Origin of the sequence: Gilliamella sp. wkB195, assembly GCF_001690445.1 — a bacterium.
Lineage (GTDB): Bacteria > Pseudomonadota > Gammaproteobacteria > Enterobacterales > Orbaceae > Gilliamella > Gilliamella apicola_E.
In genome coordinates, this window is record NZ_LZGP01000037.1 from 193,713 (window position 1) to 210,409 (window position 16,697).

The following is a 16,697-nucleotide window of genomic DNA, read 5'->3' on the forward strand; positions in this document are numbered from 1 at the left end:
CTCCCCGAAAAGGTAAATTAGTGCTCAGACTCAGAGAAATTGAAAATACCGATACTCCCCAAAACCTGTATTCAAATAATCCATTTCCTTTTTAGTCAATGGATAAGAAAAAACAGAAATGGAATGCACGGTAGACGGCTCCATTACCTATATCAAGGAAATAGTAAAAACGTTGTTAAAGTTGCCAATAATAAAGAAGCTATCTATTTTCACTGTGATATAGCTACTAATAACAAAGCGGATTATTTTATTTCAATTCATGTGGATGGCTTAACCAATTTTACTTCCGGCGCTCATGTTATCTGTAATGAAGGAGATAAAAAAGGGCTAGAATTAGCTAATGATATTTTTAATTGTTATACTGTTGTCAATATAGGAAAGAAACACCCTGATGCTAGAAATAATGTAGGAGTTCTTTGGGGAAAAAATCAAACGAAAGATAAAGTTTTAATCGAGCTTGGTTATATTACCCCCCCTAAAGATGCAAAAAGTATTTACGACAATATGGATTTAATAGCAGAGCAACTTGCTCAAGGGTTAGTAATCAACATTAATAAACATTTTTAAGAATAAAATGAAAAAATTACTAATAGTATCTATTTTTTTTGTTGGCATTTTGGCATGTATTCAACGCATTGAAGCAAAAAATATTTCCGAAGCTACCCCTTCAAATTCAGTACGAATTAAAGAATCCAATACTCCTGAGGGTTTTCTACGGTATGAATATTATATCAATGGCAATAAAGCAGCGGATTATATAGAAACTTACTATACTAAAGGCGGTCAATTAGAATCTGTGTATTATATGTCATCATATCAACGAGACGGCATTTCTTCTCAAGGATTTTACCCAAATGGAAAACTAAAATTCATCCGTTATGTAAGAGATGAAGTTAAAAAAGGAGATGTATTATATGTTATTTATTATCCTAATGGACAAATAAATCTTATAGAAACAATAGTTACTGACTCTTTAGAATTACCCAAACTCACTACTATTTACTTTGAAAATGGCGTTAAGCAATATGAAGGGTTTATGGATATGTATAATGCTACCACAATACCTGTAGGATTATGGAAAACATACGATGAAAAAGGCGATTTAATCGAAACCACCTATTATCATCCTGATGAATTAGGCAAAGACTATAAAATCGTAACTCAATATAAGAATGGAAAAGTTGTTTCAAAGAAAATTTACAATTTTGATGATTTATATGAGACTGAGTTAAAAGAGCTTTTCACCATACCGAATAATACTTATTCAGTAAATATTTATAGTGAGTTGCCCTATACGAACGAGCTTTCTTTTGGTAAAGAAGAACTGATATCAACACATTTTCCTAAGAAATGGACAACCCAATTTTGGCAAGAAAAAGTTGAAAGGAATAACAGTAGGATACAACGTAATTATGATTCAGTAATTTTTTATTTGAGTAAATATTCAAATGATTATTTATATCCAGAATTATATTTAAACCCTCAATTAACAACTCTTAAAGACAGATTTTATGAATCTGAAATGAGTAATTTTTACTATGATAAACTATCACATTTTTTTGATAAAAATATTAAAAAAGATAATTATCTTTCACCAGTAAGCAAAATAAATATTAATGATAAAAATCTAAATCTATTTCTATTAACATCTTCTCATACAACACTTGAAGACAAGCCAGTTTATAATAGTGAATACGAGCCTTATAATTATTCTAGAATGGATTTAATCACAACAGATAGTACTAACACTATCGATAAATTAAATGTTTATTATTCTTTATCATGGGTAATTAATGGTTATAGAAAATTATTTTTTATAGATAAGAACAATATTATTCATATTAAATATTTTGAAGAAGATGAAGAGGATACGCATTTTATCCGTTATGAAAAATTCCAAATTTCGCCTGAAGGCAAATTTATTCGATATTACGACCAAAACGGATTTTTCCAAAATGAAGAAGAGCAAGGATTAGTCGAAAATCATACCCGTGAAGGTTTGTGGATTGAGATGAAGCCGAATGGTTATTATACTTATCCTCTCGGTTATACTTATCTTGAAGCAAATTACCAAAAAGGGTTACCGATTGGAATTTGGAAGTTTTATAAATTAGATTACCAAGAGATGCCAGAAGGATCTGTTGATCTATCTTCTGCTAAAAAAGGCAAACTTTTGTACACAGAAACCTATAAAGACGGTGAGCTTATCGAACGAAAATTTGTGGATAATGAAATTGATGAAATGAAGTAATGATAGTATTTTAAACTGCTTTTTATTTTGCCTATCACCCTCATAATTATGAACGGTGATAAGTAAACAATAAATTAAAAAATATAAATAATTACTTAATCATCCTATAATGGAAAACTAAAGCCTTCATACAGAAAATATAAAATCCTCTAAAGATCAACCCAAACGAGTAGATTCTTATTCAGCCAATCCTAACCAAATTGTTTCTGATGTGTTACATCAATTTGATTTTGACATTATTGATTTATAAACAAATAGAGATGTATAGATATGAGATAAAGTGAAAAGTTGGCTCCTCCAACTGGACTTGAACCAGTGACATACGGATTAACAGTCCGCCGTTCTACCGACTGAACTATGGAGGAACACTTGACGGACAGAATATTAACTATCTATGACGATTATGTCAATCTATAAAACACTAATTAAGTTTAACTGCTCAGCTTGTAAGCAAATAGCGTGAATACTATGCTAAAATAGTACAGATTAACAAGTAGAGTAAAATTTATGAAAAAGAATATTTGTGTTTTTTGTGGTGCTAGTGAAGGGAATCGTCCAGAGTATCGTACAGCGGCTATGCAATTAGGCAAGGTTATTGCCAATCAAAATAGACGATTAATCTATGGCGGAGGCAATAAAGGATTAATGGGCATAATTGCTAATTCCGTTTTAGATCATGGTGGTGAGGTTATTGGCATCATTCCAGAAAAATTAGTCAAAGCCGAAACTGCACACCTTGGTATTACTCGATTAGAAGTTGTTGAAAATATGCATCAACGTAAAGCAAGACTAACTGAGCTTGCCGATGGATTTATTGCAATGCCAGGGGGAACGGGCACGTTAGAAGAGCTTTTTGAAGTTTGGACAGGGATGCAAATTGGTTATCATGAAAAACCCGTCGCACTATTTAATAGCCAATTTTGGCAACCTTTATTGAACTTCTTAAAGCACGCAGTACAAGAAAGTTTTATTCGAGAAAGTTTTTATCAAACATTAATTATCTCAGATACTGCTGATTCAATGTTAGAAAAAATGGACAACTTTATACCAAAAAACTTACAACGCTGGGTAAAAAAATAATTTAATATAAAAAAACGCCATCAACTGATGGCGTTTTTAGTTGCATAATTATTATGCGATAGCTGCTGTTTGTGATTCAGGTTTCTTAATCAATGCGTAAGCAACACCTGCAATTACAGAGCCTGCAACGATTGATAATATATATCCACCAACAGGTTTAACTACGCCAGGGATTGCTAATGCAAATAAACCACCATGTGGCGTCATTAACGTTGAACCAAATGCCAATGCCATACCACCAGTGATTGCACCACCAACAATACAACAAGGGATAACACGTAACGGATCACGCGCTGCAAAAGGAATTGCCCCTTCAGAGATAAAGCATAAGCCTAAAACTAAAGACGCTTTACCACTCTCTTGTTCTGCTTTAGCAAATTTTTTACGAGCGATTAAAGTAGCTAATCCCATCGCTAATGGAGGAACCATTCCCCCCGCCATAACTGCAGCCATAGGTGCATAAACTTGTGAAGAAATCATACCAGTACCAAAAGCATAAGCAACTTTATTAATTGGTCCACCCATATCAGTACACATCATACCGCCTAATAATGCACCTAACATAACAGCATTAGCACCATTCATGGTATTTAGCCATACAGTAATAATTTTCATTAACCATGCGATTGGCGTACCAACAACAAATTGCATAACAAGACCAGTAATTAAAGTTGCAAGTAAAGGCACAATTAATATTGGTTTCAATGCTTCCATACTTTTTGGTAATGGTAAGTATTTTGTAATAGCTAATGCGACATAACCTGCAAAATAACCAATGATAATACCACCTAAGAATCCTGCACCAGTTGAAACTGCAAGTAAACCACCAACTAGGCCAGGAGCAAGCCCTGGTCTATCAGCAATTGAGTAAGCAATATAACCAGCAAGCAATGGAACCATTAACGAGAAGGCTAAACCACCTATTTGAGCTAAATGAGGTTCACCAACAAGCTCATTTACAAGAGTTTGTTTAACAACTTCTACGCCATTTTCAAGTACAGTAACTGTTTTTAATACTTCTTGAAACTGACCAAAAGCAAAAGAAAGCGCAATGATCAAACCACCTGCAACCACCATTGGCAACATGTAAGACACACCTGTTAGTAGATGTTGATAAAAGCCTTTCTTTTCATTGCTTGATGTTGCAACAGAAGTAGAACCAGACGGTTGATAAATTGTTGCTTCTTCAAATGCTTTATCTAATTCCTGAGCGGTCTTTTTAAGAGCTGGGCCAGTTTTGGTACGATAAAGTTTTTTACCAGCAAATTTGCTTAAATCAACATCAATATCACATGCAGCTATAACTACATCAGCAGAAGCAATCTCTTCTGGTGTTAATTCATTTCCAACACCAACAGAACCACGAGTTTCTACTTTACACCACCAACCACGTTTTTTCGCTTCTTCTTCAATCGCTTCAGCTGCCATAAATGTATGAGCAACACCTGTTGGGCAAGCAGTTACCGCAACAATACGTTTTTGTCCACTGTTTGCCACAGAAGTGCTAGTATCACCAGTCGATTGTTCATAAACAGTTGCTTTACTTTGTGCATCATTTAAGATTTTTTTAGGATCAGCAAAAACATCATTTATATCATTAACAACATAAACTTTCTTGCCAATAACTGATTCGTCACTAATATTACCGCTACCAACCGAAATGATAGTATCGGCTGATGTTGCATTATCAACAATTTTAAAATTTAAAGAATTAGCAGCTAACGCTAATTCCGCTTTAGCTAATCGCCCATTAACTGGGCCTGAATTGCTACCTTCAACAATGTATATATTCATGAATACTCCTATCCAGCGATTATTTCAATTTTTTCCGACATGTTGGTAACCGCTTGACGGTCTGACACACCAACACCAGCTTGTTCAACAGATAAAGCGGCAACACTTGATGCAAATACTAGAGTGTCTTTAATTGATTTATTATTTAATAAACCATACATTAACCCACCGACCATTGAATCACCAGCACCAACAGTGCTAACCACTTTACATTTAGGTGGTTTGGCTAACCATGCTTCACGTTTAGTCACCCACAAAGCACCTTTGCTGCCCAGTGAAATTACTACGTTCTCTACCCCACCATCGATAAGTTCCATGGCTGCTGTTTTAATTTCTGATAATGTGGATAGTTTTCTGCCTACCCACATTTCCAGTTCTTTATCATTTGGTTTAATTAACCAAGGGTTGGCCTTAAGCCCTGCTACTAAAGCATCACGGCTACTATCAAATACCACTTTAGGACAAATTGCTTTAACTTGTTTCATCCATTCTGTGAATTTTTCCAGTGATACTCCAGCAGGTAAACTACCACTAATGGCAACCATATCTATCTCTTTCAACCATTCTAAAGAATTGGAAACGAAAGTTTGCCAATCTTGATCGTTAATCGTGAAACCTGAAAAATTTAGGTCAGTGACTTCACTATTTTCTTCAGTGAGTTTAACGTTAATTCGGGTACGACCATCAACGGTCTGGAATTTATCATCAACATTCAGAGATTTAAAAAGTAAATTAAAACCATCACGATTCTCTTTACCTAAAAAACCACCCACGGTTAATTTAATACCAAGATCAGATAATACTTTGGCAACATTGATACCTTTACCCGCAGCAAGCAAAGCGTTAGTTTGAACTAAGTTAACATCACCAAGCTCAACTTTTGGACAAAAACCTAATAAATCATAAGCAGGATTTAAAGTGATCGTTGCAACACGATAAGTCATGATTAAGCACCCTCTCCTAAACCACTTTCAATTGCTTTACCGATTGCATCTAATACTTGTTCTGCATCATTACCAACAGCAGTAAATTGTAAACGGCTACCTTTTTTCGCACCTAACGCAACAATTTTCATTAAACTAGTTGCACTCACTGGCTCATTTTTACCATCTAGATTAGCTACCGTCACTTTGCTATTGAACTCTTTAACTAATTTGACAAGAACTGATGATGGGCGAGTGTGTAAGCCATTTTCATTTGGAATAACAAATACTCGGCTTAATTCTTCACCATTAGCACCACTGTTTGATGAATCATTAGGTGTTACATTTTCTGATGTTTCAGATGATACAGAATGATCCCCTGAAAGGAGTAGATTATTAAAATCATCACTTTTTGCAGAAATTAATAACGCTAATTTTTGGTTATAAGCTAATGATGCAATGTTATTCACGATAGCTGTAACTGAATCATCAACAGCTGAAATAGTAATAAGAAGCTTAACTGGTTTGCCATCTTGATTAAGATCATTCACCGTACGGCTAATAGCAATCGCATTTTTTAAATTGCCTTCGCGGCTGTCACTTAACCATACCCCATTACCTAAATAACTTGGTTTATTATCAAGTACGTTCGTAATAAAGCTGACATTAACCGCATCGTGTTGTTTTAAACGTGAAGCATTTAAAGCTTGTAATGTAGTTAAGCTATCAGCTTGTATATCCAATAATAATGAGGATTCATCAATTACAAATTGACTATCTTCTACACTTTCTTTGCCAGTTAAAATAGCTAAAGCTTCATCGGCAGTTTGGATTTTTTTGATTCGCTCTTCAACCCCATCAGCACCAAGTACATGAGTTAATTGGCGAAGTAATTCTAAATGCTCATCAGAACTCGCAGCGATACCAATAGCTAGATAAGCTTTTTCGCCATCATCACCCCACTCAACGCCTTGAGGAAAACAAAAAACTTGAACCCCTGTCTTTTTAACTAAGTGGCGAGTTTTAGGTGTGCCATGAGGTATAGCAATACCAATACCTAAATAAGTTGCAGCTTGACTTTCACGTTCAAGCATACCATCAACGTAGCCTTCTTCAACATAACCAGCGCTAGTTAATGCGGCTGCAATCTTCTTAATTGCCTCACTTTTGTTGGCTGCTTGTTCATTTAAATGGATATCTTCTTTAACTAAATGAAACATATAATAAATACCTCTGGGTTATAATATTGGATGTACTAAAAACAACTCAGCAATCCCATAATCGTTATTGAATCATGATTGAATCGTTTCAGCGATAATGAATATAAACGTCCTAATTATCAAATAAATTATATCTATTAATTCCTAAAATGTGATCTAGATCAGCTTTTTGAGTAAATCTTTTTAGCTCTATGACGATTTAATTTGACTTTTTAGCAATTTTTCTCGACTCAGGCTACCTCGATAAATTAAACGTCGCGGTATGATTGTTGTTCCTGGTTGATAGTTCTTTTTATGCAAACTATTTAATAATAATTCAATGGTTACTTTTGATACTGATTTATGATCTTGAGATAACGCAATCAATTTACACGGTAAAAAATCGAGTAATTCATTATCACCAAAGGTGGCAATTGTTAGATTATCCGGTAAACGACCAAACTTTTTCAGAATTGCATCAATGGTGCCTTGTAATAAAGAAAAAGAAGTGGAAAAAATGCCGTTTGGTAAATCATTATTTGCCAACCATTGACTAAAAGTAACCTCTGCATCGCGACGACTATAATTATTTGCACACAAAAAATCAACTTTATTGCTATGATTTAGAGCAACTTCCTTAAAACCCTCCATTCGTAGCTGGCTAACAGACAAGTTAGGTAATGCACCAATATAAGCGACTGTTCCATCAACAAATTGATTAAAAGCTTGAGCTAGCATTTTAGAATCTTCTTTGTCAGATCCAACAACATTCCTAAATTCAGATGTTGAGAGTGTTCTGTCTAATGCAAACAAAGGAGTATCACTATTTTGCCAACCGTTGTAAAACGCATAATCAGAATCATTAACAAACGATGAAGAAATGACTAAAGCATCTACACGGCGTTGTTTTAAATGTTTTACACACTCTTTTTCAATTTCCGGATTATCTTCAGAACAAGAAAGCAATAATTGATAGCCTTCTTTTCTTAACAACTGCTCTAAGTAACTTGCAATTCGGGTATAACTTATATTTTCAAAGTCTGGAATGATGATACCAATAGTACGTGTTTTCCCCGCTCTTAGACCTGCAGCTACAGCATTGGGTTGGTAATTATATTCTTTCACTACTGCCATCACTTTAGCAATGGTTTTATCACTAACTCGGTAGTGTTTAGCTTTACCATTTATTACATAGCTGGCTGTCGTTCTTGAAACGCCAGCTAACAGTGCAATTTGTTCTAATTTCATGAATATATCTCAATAAAAAAATTCATCAGTTATTTAAACTGAACACAAATTAAATGTAAACAAAACTTATTATTTAAACTTAACGAATTATAAGAAAAAAAGGATTTAGTGTGAATCTAAACCCTTTTAGTTAAAAAATCTTTTATTAATAATAAATAGCAATGCTTTGGTTATGGATAGTTTCTATTTTTACTGGCGTATCAAATATATCTTCTAAAATAGTTGAATTCATAATTTCTTTTGGGCTACCTTGATAAACAAGTTGGCCATCTTTCATGGCTAAAATATAATCAGAATAAACTGAGGCAAAATTGATATCATGGATAACAATAACAATCGTTTTACCGAGCTCATCGGCCGCTCGGCGTAACTGTTTCATCATCGAAACTGCGTGTTTCATATCAAGATTGTTTAGCGGTTCATCAAGCAAAACATACTCAGTATCTTGACAAAGCACCATAGCAACATAAGCACGTTGTCGTTGCCCGCCAGAAAGTTCATCTAAAAACCGATCTTTATACTCAGTTAAATTTAAAAATTCCAGTGCTCGATGGATATGTGCTAAGTCATCTTTATTTAATCGCCCTTTTGAATAAGGATAACGTCCAAATCCTACTAATTCAAAAACAGTTAATCTGCTAGTAAAACGGTTTTCTTGCCTCAATACCGATAAGTAGGTGGCAAGTTTGTCACTTGGCGTATTAACCACGTCCATACTTTGTATTTTTACTTGTCCTTCATCAGCCAGTAATAGACGGCTAATAATTGATAATAATGTCGATTTACCTGCACCATTAGGACCTATGATAGCTGTCACTCCACCTTGTGATATGGTCGCATTAACATTTTTTAATACAGATATGGTTTGATATTTTTTACTAATATTATCAATTTCTATCACATTGGAACCTTTTTCAATAATAAGAAGATAAACAGCGAACCACCAATAAACTCAATTACAATAGATAATGCACCAACCATGTTTAAAACATGCTCTAAAAACATTTGCCCACCAACAAGGAAAATAATTCCTAATAAAAATGCGGTTGGCAATAAAAAGCGATGTTGGCTGGAACCACTAATACTGTAAGCTAAATTTGCAATAAGTAAGCCTAAAAACGTAAATGGACCAACTAATGCGGTCGATATTGAAACTAGTACCGAAACTAATAATAAAATAATGGTGACACTTTTTTGATAATCGATACCAAGATTAATCGCATTATCACGACCTAATGCTAGTACATCAAACCGAAAACGCATTCGCCATAAAAATAGACCAATTATGCTGGAAATAACTAATGAAAAGACAATTAGTACGGGTTCAGCTCGAGTAAAAGTTGCAAAAATTCGACTTTGTAATACAGCAAATTCAGTCGGCGTCATTAGACGTTGTAATAAATTGGAAAAACTACGGAACAGCGTTCCTAGAATAATCCCAATTAATAAAACTAAATGAAGATTTTGTTTAAGTTTGTTAAATAATCCTCGATACAAAAATAGAGAAAATAAAATTAATAGTAATGACTCAAAGATAAATTTACCGACAATACCAATATAAGGGATACCTTGTACATCAATAAAAAATATTACCACTGTTTGAATCAACACAAACAGTGATTCAAACCCCATTATTGAAGGTGTTAAAATTCGATTGTTCGTAACAGTTTGGAATAGTAATGTTGACGTTGCCGCCGAAAAGGCGACTAAAATCATTGTTAATACAATCCAAGTCCGGTGTGTCAAAATGTAGCTGATGTTGCCTTTTAAATTAAATGTCATGAAAAAAACAACACAAAGCACGGCAAAACCAAGTAATAACCATACTGTTTTTCGGCTAGAAATATGGCGTTTTTGATTAACTAGCATGACGTTTTTTACTCAACAATACTAAAAAAATAATAGCCCCTACTACACCAAGAATGACACTGGCTGGTATTTCAAATGGATAACGGATAACGCGTCCAATAATATCACATAGCAAAACAAGCCCACTGCCTAATAAACAGATCCAAGGAATCGTTTTTCGAACATTATCACCAAATAATAAACTGACAATATTGGGAACAATCAGTCCTAAAAATGGCAATACACCAACCACCACAACGACTATTCCACCTATCAAAGCAATCACAACAAGACCAATTAACATGACTCGATTATAATTAAGCCCAACATTAACCGAAAAGTCTCTACCTAAACCGGCAACAGTGAACCGATCTGCACTCCAACAAGCGAGTAGAGTAATACCTCCAACTAACCATAATAACTCATAACGACCTTGCAAGATTCCGGAAAAGTCTCCTGACTCCCAACCACCAAGTGATTGTAATAGGTCAAAATACATCGCAAAAAAAGTACAAATGGCACTAATTACCGCACCAAGCATAATACCAATAAGAGGCACCATCAGGGCAGATTTATAAATAATCTTGCGAGAAATGAACATAAATAACATAGTGCCCGCCATGGCAAATAAGCTGGCAACCACCATTTTCATCATCACACTTGCACCAGGCACAAGCACCATCATCACTAATAAACCAAGACTAGCCGACTGAGTTGTACCTACTAACGACGGTTCCACAAAACGATTTTGGGTAAGGAGTTGCATAATTAAACCAGCAACACTCATCGCGCTGCCAGCTAATAATAATGCCACTGTTCTAGGTACTCGACTAACAAAAAAGATTTGTCGCATATTACTGTCAGACCATAAATCAGCTAACGTAACATGCCCAGCACCAATAAAAAGGCTTAATGCAGCCATTGCGAATAAAAAAACAATACCTGCAATAAAGTAAACCGTTTTAGACATGATTTATATTAATTTGCTGATGATTTTTGTAAAACATCACTTATTTGATCCATCAAACGACTATAAGTTTGAATACCACCAGAGATATACATAGAAGTAGAATCTAAATAAACAATATGGTTTTGTTGCCATGCATCGGTTTTTTGAATTAATTCGTTATTTAAAACCTGTTGTGCAGATTGTGCTTCTTTATTACCAATTGCGTTATCTCTATCAAGCACAAATATCCATTGTGGATTAACACTTAATACAAATTCAGAAGTTACTGCATTACCATGACGTCCTGCTTCTTGGAATATTGTTGCTGGTTTAAAACCTAATACATCAAAAATAAAACCAAAACGTGATTTAGGACCATAAGCAGACATTTTTCCGCCATTAACCATAATCACTAAAGCCGTTCCAGCAGTGCTAGTTTTTGATTTTAAGCTATCAATTTTCTGATTAAAATCAGCAATTAGTTTTTTAGCTTCTGCTTGTTTACCAAAAATATTACCTAACTGCTCAGTACGCTGCGTCAAACTAGCCACAAAATTATTAGGATCAATATCAAGCGAAATTGTCGGCGCAATATCACTTAATTTTTTATATACATCATTGGCCCGACCACCTGCAATAATCACATCAGGTTGTAATGAACTTAATACTTCATAATTTGGTTCAAATAATGTACCGACATTGGTATAAGTTTTATCAGCATATTTAGATAAGAACTCGGGAAAATGCACATCAGATTGAGGAACTGCTGTAACGGGAATATTTAATGCATCAATAATATCAAGTGTTGCTACATTAAACACTACCACTTTTTTCGGATTTTCAGGAACGTCTGTTTTACCTTGAGCATGTTCAACAACGATTGAAGCTTTATTAGCGGCAGGTACTTCTTTTTTATCATCACAACCAACTAAAGCAAATAAAGCGGTTAGTAATACTAAAAATTTAAATTTGATAGATGAAAACATTGTAACTCCTAATTATTAGCTTAGTTCAAAAGCGCGTAAATGATAAATAGAATGATTATCATTTAGACTGAATTGTAACTAAAAATAAATAAGTGTTCAATGAACTTTGATAAACAAAAAAATCAATAATTAATAAGCTTATAAAAACATCAGCCAATAATATTAAATTAAAGGCTGATTATTGATCAATTCTACGTCAATTAATAATTGGAATCTTCGGATAATTCTTTAAGCTTTCTGGTTAACGTATTTCGTCCCCAACCTAAAAGGTTGGCAGCATCTTGTTTGTGACCACGAGTAAAATTAAGTGCGCATTTCAATAAAATCCGTTCAACTTCACTAACGGTTTGTGTCAATATCCCTGTTTGGCCCGCTAATAATGCTTGCTTAGCCCACTGTTCGAGCATCGTTTTCCAATCTGTTAACGGCTGAGGATGGGTATTAACGTCATAATTAACAGATGTAGCGGGCACCGATAACTGTAAAAGTTCTGGAGGTAAATCTTGAACAAAAATTTCATTATTTGACGACATTACAGTCACCCAACGACAAACATTTTCCAATTGCCTAACATTGCCCGGCCAATTAAACATACATAATAAATTAAGCGCTTCAGGACTCAGCACTTTACTTTCGACGCCTAACTCTTTGGCAGTAGTACGTAAAAAATGTTCAGCCAGTTTTGGAATATCTTGTGCTCTATCTCGTAATGGCGGTAATAAAATACGAATAACATTTAAGCGATGGAATAAATCTTCTCTAAACTTACCTTCCCTTACTCTCGCTTGAAGATCTTGATGGGTTGCGGCAATAATACGAACATCAACTTTAACCGGTGAATAACCACCGATTCGATAAAATTGACCATCGGCAAGCACTCTTAATAATCGCGTCTGCACATCTAACGGCATATCGCCAATTTCATCTAAAAATAGCGTACCACCGTTGGCTTGCTCAAAACGACCATGCCTTATTTGGGCTGCACCAGTAAATGCGCCTTTTTCATGACCAAACAATTCAGATTCAATTAAATCTTTTGGAATGGCAGCCATATTCAGTGCAATAAAAGGTGACTGAGAACGTGGACTATGGGTATGCAATGCTTTAGCTACTAGCTCCTTACCCGTTCCTGATTCGCCATTAATCAGCACACTAATAGATGATTTTGAAAGTCGCCCAATAATACGAAACACTTCCTGCATTGATGGAGCTTCACCGATAATACCGGTAGAAGCTTTACTACTAGAAGAACTGCTCGGTTTATTGCTTTGAGTTTGTAAAATAGCTCGTTCCACCAGTTGAATAACTTCATCAACATCAAAAGGCTTAGGAATATAATCATAAGCACCTTTTTGGTAAGCATTAACAGCGGCATCAAGATCGGAATGCGCCGTCATAATAATCACAGGCAAATTGGGCATTTGCTCTTTAATATAATTAAGTAAAGATAAGCCATCAATTCCAGGCATTTTTATGTCAGATAATATGACGGCAGGTTTTTGTGGGTGATTCACTAAAGCATCAATCACCTCTTGACCACTTGAAAAACTGATGCAATTAAAATGAGCATTAGTAAGTGCTTTTTCTAACACCCATCTAATCGAACTATCATCATCAACAATCCAAACATTCATTTCAATTAACCTCATTGTTTGATGGGCAGATAGATAGAAAACTCTGTGTGGCCTGGCCAACTATTAAACTCAATTTTTCCATGGTGCTGATCGATAATATTATGAGCAATCGACAAACCGATACCATTACCACCTTCATAACCACTTACCATCGGATAAAACAACGTATCTTGAATATGCACTGGAACGCCAGGTCCATTATCTTCAATATCGATGCGAGCACAAAGTCGGTAACGCTGACCATGCAAAGTAACCTGAAATGCCGTTCGCGTTCTTATTATGATAGAGCCTGTTTTCGAACCAATCGCTTGTATCGCATTACGAATGATATTTAAAACTACCTGTTCAATCTGTTCAGAGTCATGTACTAATTCAGGCAGACTAGGATCATAATCACGTATAATCGTTACGTTTGACGGCTTTTCTAAACTTAAAAGCGCATAAATTCGCTCAATGGCTTGGTGAATATTCTGCTGTTTTTGTTGTAAACGTTGTTGTGGACCTAATAACCTATCAACAAGATTCCTTAATCTATCTGCTTGTTCTATAATAATTTGTGTATAGTCTTGCAACTCATTTTTAGGCAGTTCACGTGATAATAGTTGTGCTGCACCTCGAAGCCCGCCTAATGGGTTTTTAATTTCATGGGCAAGTCCACGGACTAGCTCACGTGCTGCATTTTGTTGAGCTTGTTGTAATTGTTCTTGGCTTAGTTTTTTATGGCTATTAAGTGGTGCCATTTCTATTAAAATATGGCCATTAGCAAGCAGTTGTGCCGTCAATGATAAAATATGTAGTTCATTATTTATCACTAAATTTACTTCACTATCGGTAAAACCTTGGTTTTGATCTAAGGCATTTTGCATTAAATCAAGGTCTAACGAAAAATACCCTAACAAATCAGGAAGACAACTTTCTAATATTTTTTTAGAACTTTGGGCTAGTAATTGTTGTGCCGCAGTATTGGCATAAAGAATATTGAGCTTTTTATCAAGTAATAAAATATTGGTTATCATAGAGTCGAGAACAAGATTCGCATCAGATTCATTATCAAATGTCATCGTAGGCACTCCGTTCTCATTAGATACCACCGCCAAATAGCGGTGGTTAAAACTTCAAATAATAAAATAATGACTTATAGGCTATAGTACAATTCAAATTCAACCGGATGCGGAGTCATACGTACACGATCAACATCTTGGCGTTTTAAATCGATATAAGCATCGATAGTGTCATTAGTAAACACATTACCACGGGTTAAGAATTCACGATCCGCATCTAAAGCATTTAACGCTTCTTCAAGTGAACCTGCAACTTGTGGAATTAATTTAGACTCTTCTGGTGGTAAGTCATATAAGTTTTTATCCATCGCATCGCCCGGATGAATCTTATTGATAATACCATCTAAACCAGCCATTAACTGTGCAGCAAATGATAAGTATGGATTACCAGCTGGATCTGGGAAACGAACTTCGATACGACGAGCCTTAGGACTAGTAACAACAGGGATACGAATTGATGCAGAACGGTTACGAGCAGAATATGCAAGCATAACGGGTGCTTCATAACCGGGTACTAAACGTTTATAAGAGTTTGTTGCTGGATTAGCAAAAGCATTAATTGCTTTAGCGTGTTTGATAATACCACCGATATAGAATAAAGCCATTTCAGAAAGGCCAGCATATTTATCACCAGCAAAAAGGTTCACACCATCTTTAGCAAGTGATTGATGGCAGTGCATACCAGAACCGTTATCACCAAACATTGGTTTTGGCATAAATGTCGCGGTTTTACCATAAGCATGTGCAACATTTTGTACAACATATTTATAGATTTGCACTTCGTCAGCTTTTTTAGTTAATGTATTGAAACGGCAAGCAATCTCATTTTGACCAGCAGTTGCAACTTCATGGTGATGAGCTTCAACAACTAAACCTAGTTGCTCCATAATTAAACACATTTCAGAACGAATATCTTGTGAAGAATCAACAGGAGGAAGCGGGAAGTAACCACCTTTAACACCTGGACGGTGACCTTTGTTACCTTCTTCGTATTTAGTACCTGAGTTCCAAGCAGCTTCAATATCATCAATATGAACAAAACTACCTGACATCGGCGTTCCAAAACGCACATCATCAAATAGGAAGAATTCTGGTTCTGGTCCAAAAATAACAGTATCAGCAATGCCTGATGATTTTAAAAACTCTTCAGCGCGTTTAGCAATTGAGCGCGGGTCACGATCATAGCCTTGTAATGTTGCTGGTTCTAAAACGTCACAACGAATATTCAATGTCACATCTTCAAAAAATGGGTCAATCACGGCACTTGATGCATCTGGCATTAACACCATATCTGATTCGTTAATCCCCTTCCAACCTGCAATTGAAGAGCCATCAAACATCTTACCATCTTCAAAAAAATCTGCGTCAATTTGACTAACAGGAATGGTAACGTGTTGTTCCTTACCTTTAGTATCAGTAAAACGTAAATCAACAAATTTAACATCGTTTTCTTTTATTAGTGTAAAAACTTTTTGTGTAGACATGTAGCTTCTCCATTGAGGACATATAAAATAAATGTTCAGTTCAAAGGCATATTTGCCTATTTATTAAATTATATGCAAATTTGATGCCAATTTTTTAACCACTATTTTTGAACGGTTTTTATTGGTTAGATAATAGCAAAAATTAACATTAATGCACCAAAATAATGCACATGGCACCAAAATAATGCACCAAAATGTAACATACTGCTACTTGTGTTACATTTTGGTGCCATTAATGAA

Annotated in this window: 14 protein-coding genes and 1 tRNA gene; 3 read left to right on the plus strand and 12 right to left on the minus strand. The window is 35.1% G+C overall.

Annotation, left to right across the window (positions count from 1 at the left end; all coding sequences use genetic code 11):
- Positions 1-39 precede the first annotated feature (39 nt).
- Both A9G08_RS10755 and A9G08_RS10760 read left to right on the plus strand, forming a co-directional pair.
- Positions 40-567: an N-acetylmuramoyl-L-alanine amidase gene (locus A9G08_RS10755; protein WP_141673975.1), complete on the plus strand. Its 528-nt coding sequence runs from the start codon at positions 40-42 to the stop codon at positions 565-567.
- A gap of 7 nt (positions 568-574) precedes the next feature.
- Complete coding sequence (locus A9G08_RS10760) at positions 575-2,251, plus strand: toxin-antitoxin system YwqK family antitoxin (RefSeq protein ID WP_065563699.1); 1,677 nt, start codon at positions 575-577, stop codon at positions 2,249-2,251.
- Between the two features lie 289 nt (positions 2,252-2,540).
- Here A9G08_RS10760 and A9G08_RS10765 read toward each other — a convergent pair.
- Positions 2,541-2,616 (minus strand) — tRNA-Asn (locus tag A9G08_RS10765).
- Positions 2,617-2,758: 142 nt separating this feature from the next.
- Here A9G08_RS10765 and A9G08_RS10770 point away from each other — a divergent pair.
- Entirely contained in the window at positions 2,759-3,331 is a 573-nt protein-coding gene (locus A9G08_RS10770) for a TIGR00730 family Rossman fold protein (protein ID WP_065563700.1), read from the plus strand.
- Positions 3,332-3,382: 51 nt separating this feature from the next.
- Here the strand turns inward: A9G08_RS10770 and fruA are convergent, their stop codons facing one another.
- From fruA to glnA, 11 genes are all read right to left on the minus strand, one after another.
- Positions 3,383-5,125: a PTS fructose transporter subunit IIBC gene (fruA, locus tag A9G08_RS10775; protein WP_065563701.1), complete on the minus strand. Its 1,743-nt coding sequence runs from the start codon at positions 5,123-5,125 to the stop codon at positions 3,383-3,385.
- A gap of 8 nt (positions 5,126-5,133) precedes the next feature.
- Positions 5,134-6,069 carry a 1-phosphofructokinase gene (gene fruK, locus A9G08_RS10780; protein ID WP_065563702.1) on the minus strand — a complete coding sequence of 312 codons (936 nt, stop codon included), beginning with the start codon at positions 6,067-6,069 and terminating at the stop codon, positions 5,134-5,136.
- 2 nt (positions 6,070-6,071) lie between these two features.
- Positions 6,072-7,268, minus strand: a complete 1,197-nt coding sequence (gene fruB, locus A9G08_RS10785) for a fused PTS fructose transporter subunit IIA/HPr protein (RefSeq protein ID WP_065563703.1) — start codon at positions 7,266-7,268, stop codon at positions 6,072-6,074.
- A gap of 189 nt (positions 7,269-7,457) precedes the next feature.
- Positions 7,458-8,495: a catabolite repressor/activator gene (cra, locus tag A9G08_RS10790; RefSeq protein WP_065563704.1), complete on the minus strand. Its 1,038-nt coding sequence runs from the start codon at positions 8,493-8,495 to the stop codon at positions 7,458-7,460.
- A 145-nt stretch (positions 8,496-8,640) separates the two neighbouring features.
- Positions 8,641-9,396, minus strand: a complete 756-nt coding sequence (locus A9G08_RS10795; protein WP_065563705.1) for an iron ABC transporter ATP-binding protein — start codon at positions 9,394-9,396, stop codon at positions 8,641-8,643.
- Positions 9,393-10,364 carry an iron chelate uptake ABC transporter family permease subunit gene (locus tag A9G08_RS10800; protein WP_065563706.1) on the minus strand — a complete coding sequence of 324 codons (972 nt, stop codon included), beginning with the start codon at positions 10,362-10,364 and terminating at the stop codon, positions 9,393-9,395. The genes A9G08_RS10795 and A9G08_RS10800 overlap by 4 nt, the downstream gene beginning before the upstream one ends.
- Positions 10,354-11,313 carry an ABC transporter permease gene (locus A9G08_RS10805; protein ID WP_065563707.1) on the minus strand — a complete coding sequence of 320 codons (960 nt, stop codon included), beginning with the start codon at positions 11,311-11,313 and terminating at the stop codon, positions 10,354-10,356. The genes A9G08_RS10800 and A9G08_RS10805 overlap by 11 nt, the downstream gene beginning before the upstream one ends.
- An 8-nt stretch (positions 11,314-11,321) precedes the next feature.
- A complete protein-coding gene (locus tag A9G08_RS10810; RefSeq protein WP_065563708.1) occupies positions 11,322-12,278 on the minus strand; it encodes a siderophore ABC transporter substrate-binding protein in 957 nt (318 codons plus the stop codon).
- 200 nt (positions 12,279-12,478) lie between these two features.
- Complete coding sequence (glnG, locus tag A9G08_RS10815; RefSeq protein ID WP_218058480.1) at positions 12,479-13,912, minus strand: nitrogen regulation protein NR(I); 1,434 nt, start codon at positions 13,910-13,912, stop codon at positions 12,479-12,481.
- A gap of 11 nt (positions 13,913-13,923) precedes the next feature.
- Complete coding sequence (gene glnL / locus A9G08_RS10820; RefSeq protein ID WP_065563710.1) at positions 13,924-14,973, minus strand: nitrogen regulation protein NR(II); 1,050 nt, start codon at positions 14,971-14,973, stop codon at positions 13,924-13,926.
- Positions 14,974-15,047: 74 nt separating this feature from the next.
- A complete protein-coding gene (gene glnA, locus A9G08_RS10825) occupies positions 15,048-16,457 on the minus strand; it encodes a glutamate--ammonia ligase (protein WP_065563711.1) in 1,410 nt (469 codons plus the stop codon).
- Positions 16,458-16,697 lie beyond the last annotated feature (240 nt).

Bases quoted from the DNA above. Each gene is read 5' to 3' on its own strand.
- A9G08_RS10760 (WP_065563699.1), top strand. From the start codon at position 575: ATGAAAAAATTACTAATAGTATCTATTTTTTTTGTTGGCATTTTGGCA.
- A9G08_RS10770 (WP_065563700.1), top strand. From the start codon at position 2,759: ATGAAAAAGAATATTTGTGTTTTTTGTGGTGCTAGTGAAGGGAATCGT.
- fruA (WP_065563701.1), bottom strand. From the start codon at position 5,125: ATGAATATATACATTGTTGAAGGTAGCAATTCAGGCCCAGTTAATGGG.
- fruK (WP_065563702.1), bottom strand. From the start codon at position 6,069: ATGACTTATCGTGTTGCAACGATCACTTTAAATCCTGCTTATGATTTA.
- fruB (WP_065563703.1), bottom strand. From the start codon at position 7,268: ATGTTTCATTTAGTTAAAGAAGATATCCATTTAAATGAACAAGCAGCC.
- cra (WP_065563704.1), bottom strand. From the start codon at position 8,495: ATGAAATTAGAACAAATTGCACTGTTAGCTGGCGTTTCAAGAACGACA.
- A9G08_RS10800 (WP_065563706.1), bottom strand. From the start codon at position 10,364: ATGCTAGTTAATCAAAAACGCCATATTTCTAGCCGAAAAACAGTATGG.
- A9G08_RS10805 (WP_065563707.1), bottom strand. From the start codon at position 11,313: ATGTCTAAAACGGTTTACTTTATTGCAGGTATTGTTTTTTTATTCGCA.
- A9G08_RS10810 (WP_065563708.1), bottom strand. From the start codon at position 12,278: ATGTTTTCATCTATCAAATTTAAATTTTTAGTATTACTAACCGCTTTA.
- glnG (WP_218058480.1), bottom strand. From the start codon at position 13,912: ATGAATGTTTGGATTGTTGATGATGATAGTTCGATTAGATGGGTGTTA.
- glnL (WP_065563710.1), bottom strand. From the start codon at position 14,973: ATGACATTTGATAATGAATCTGATGCGAATCTTGTTCTCGACTCTATG.
- glnA (WP_065563711.1), bottom strand. From the start codon at position 16,457: ATGTCTACACAAAAAGTTTTTACACTAATAAAAGAAAACGATGTTAAA.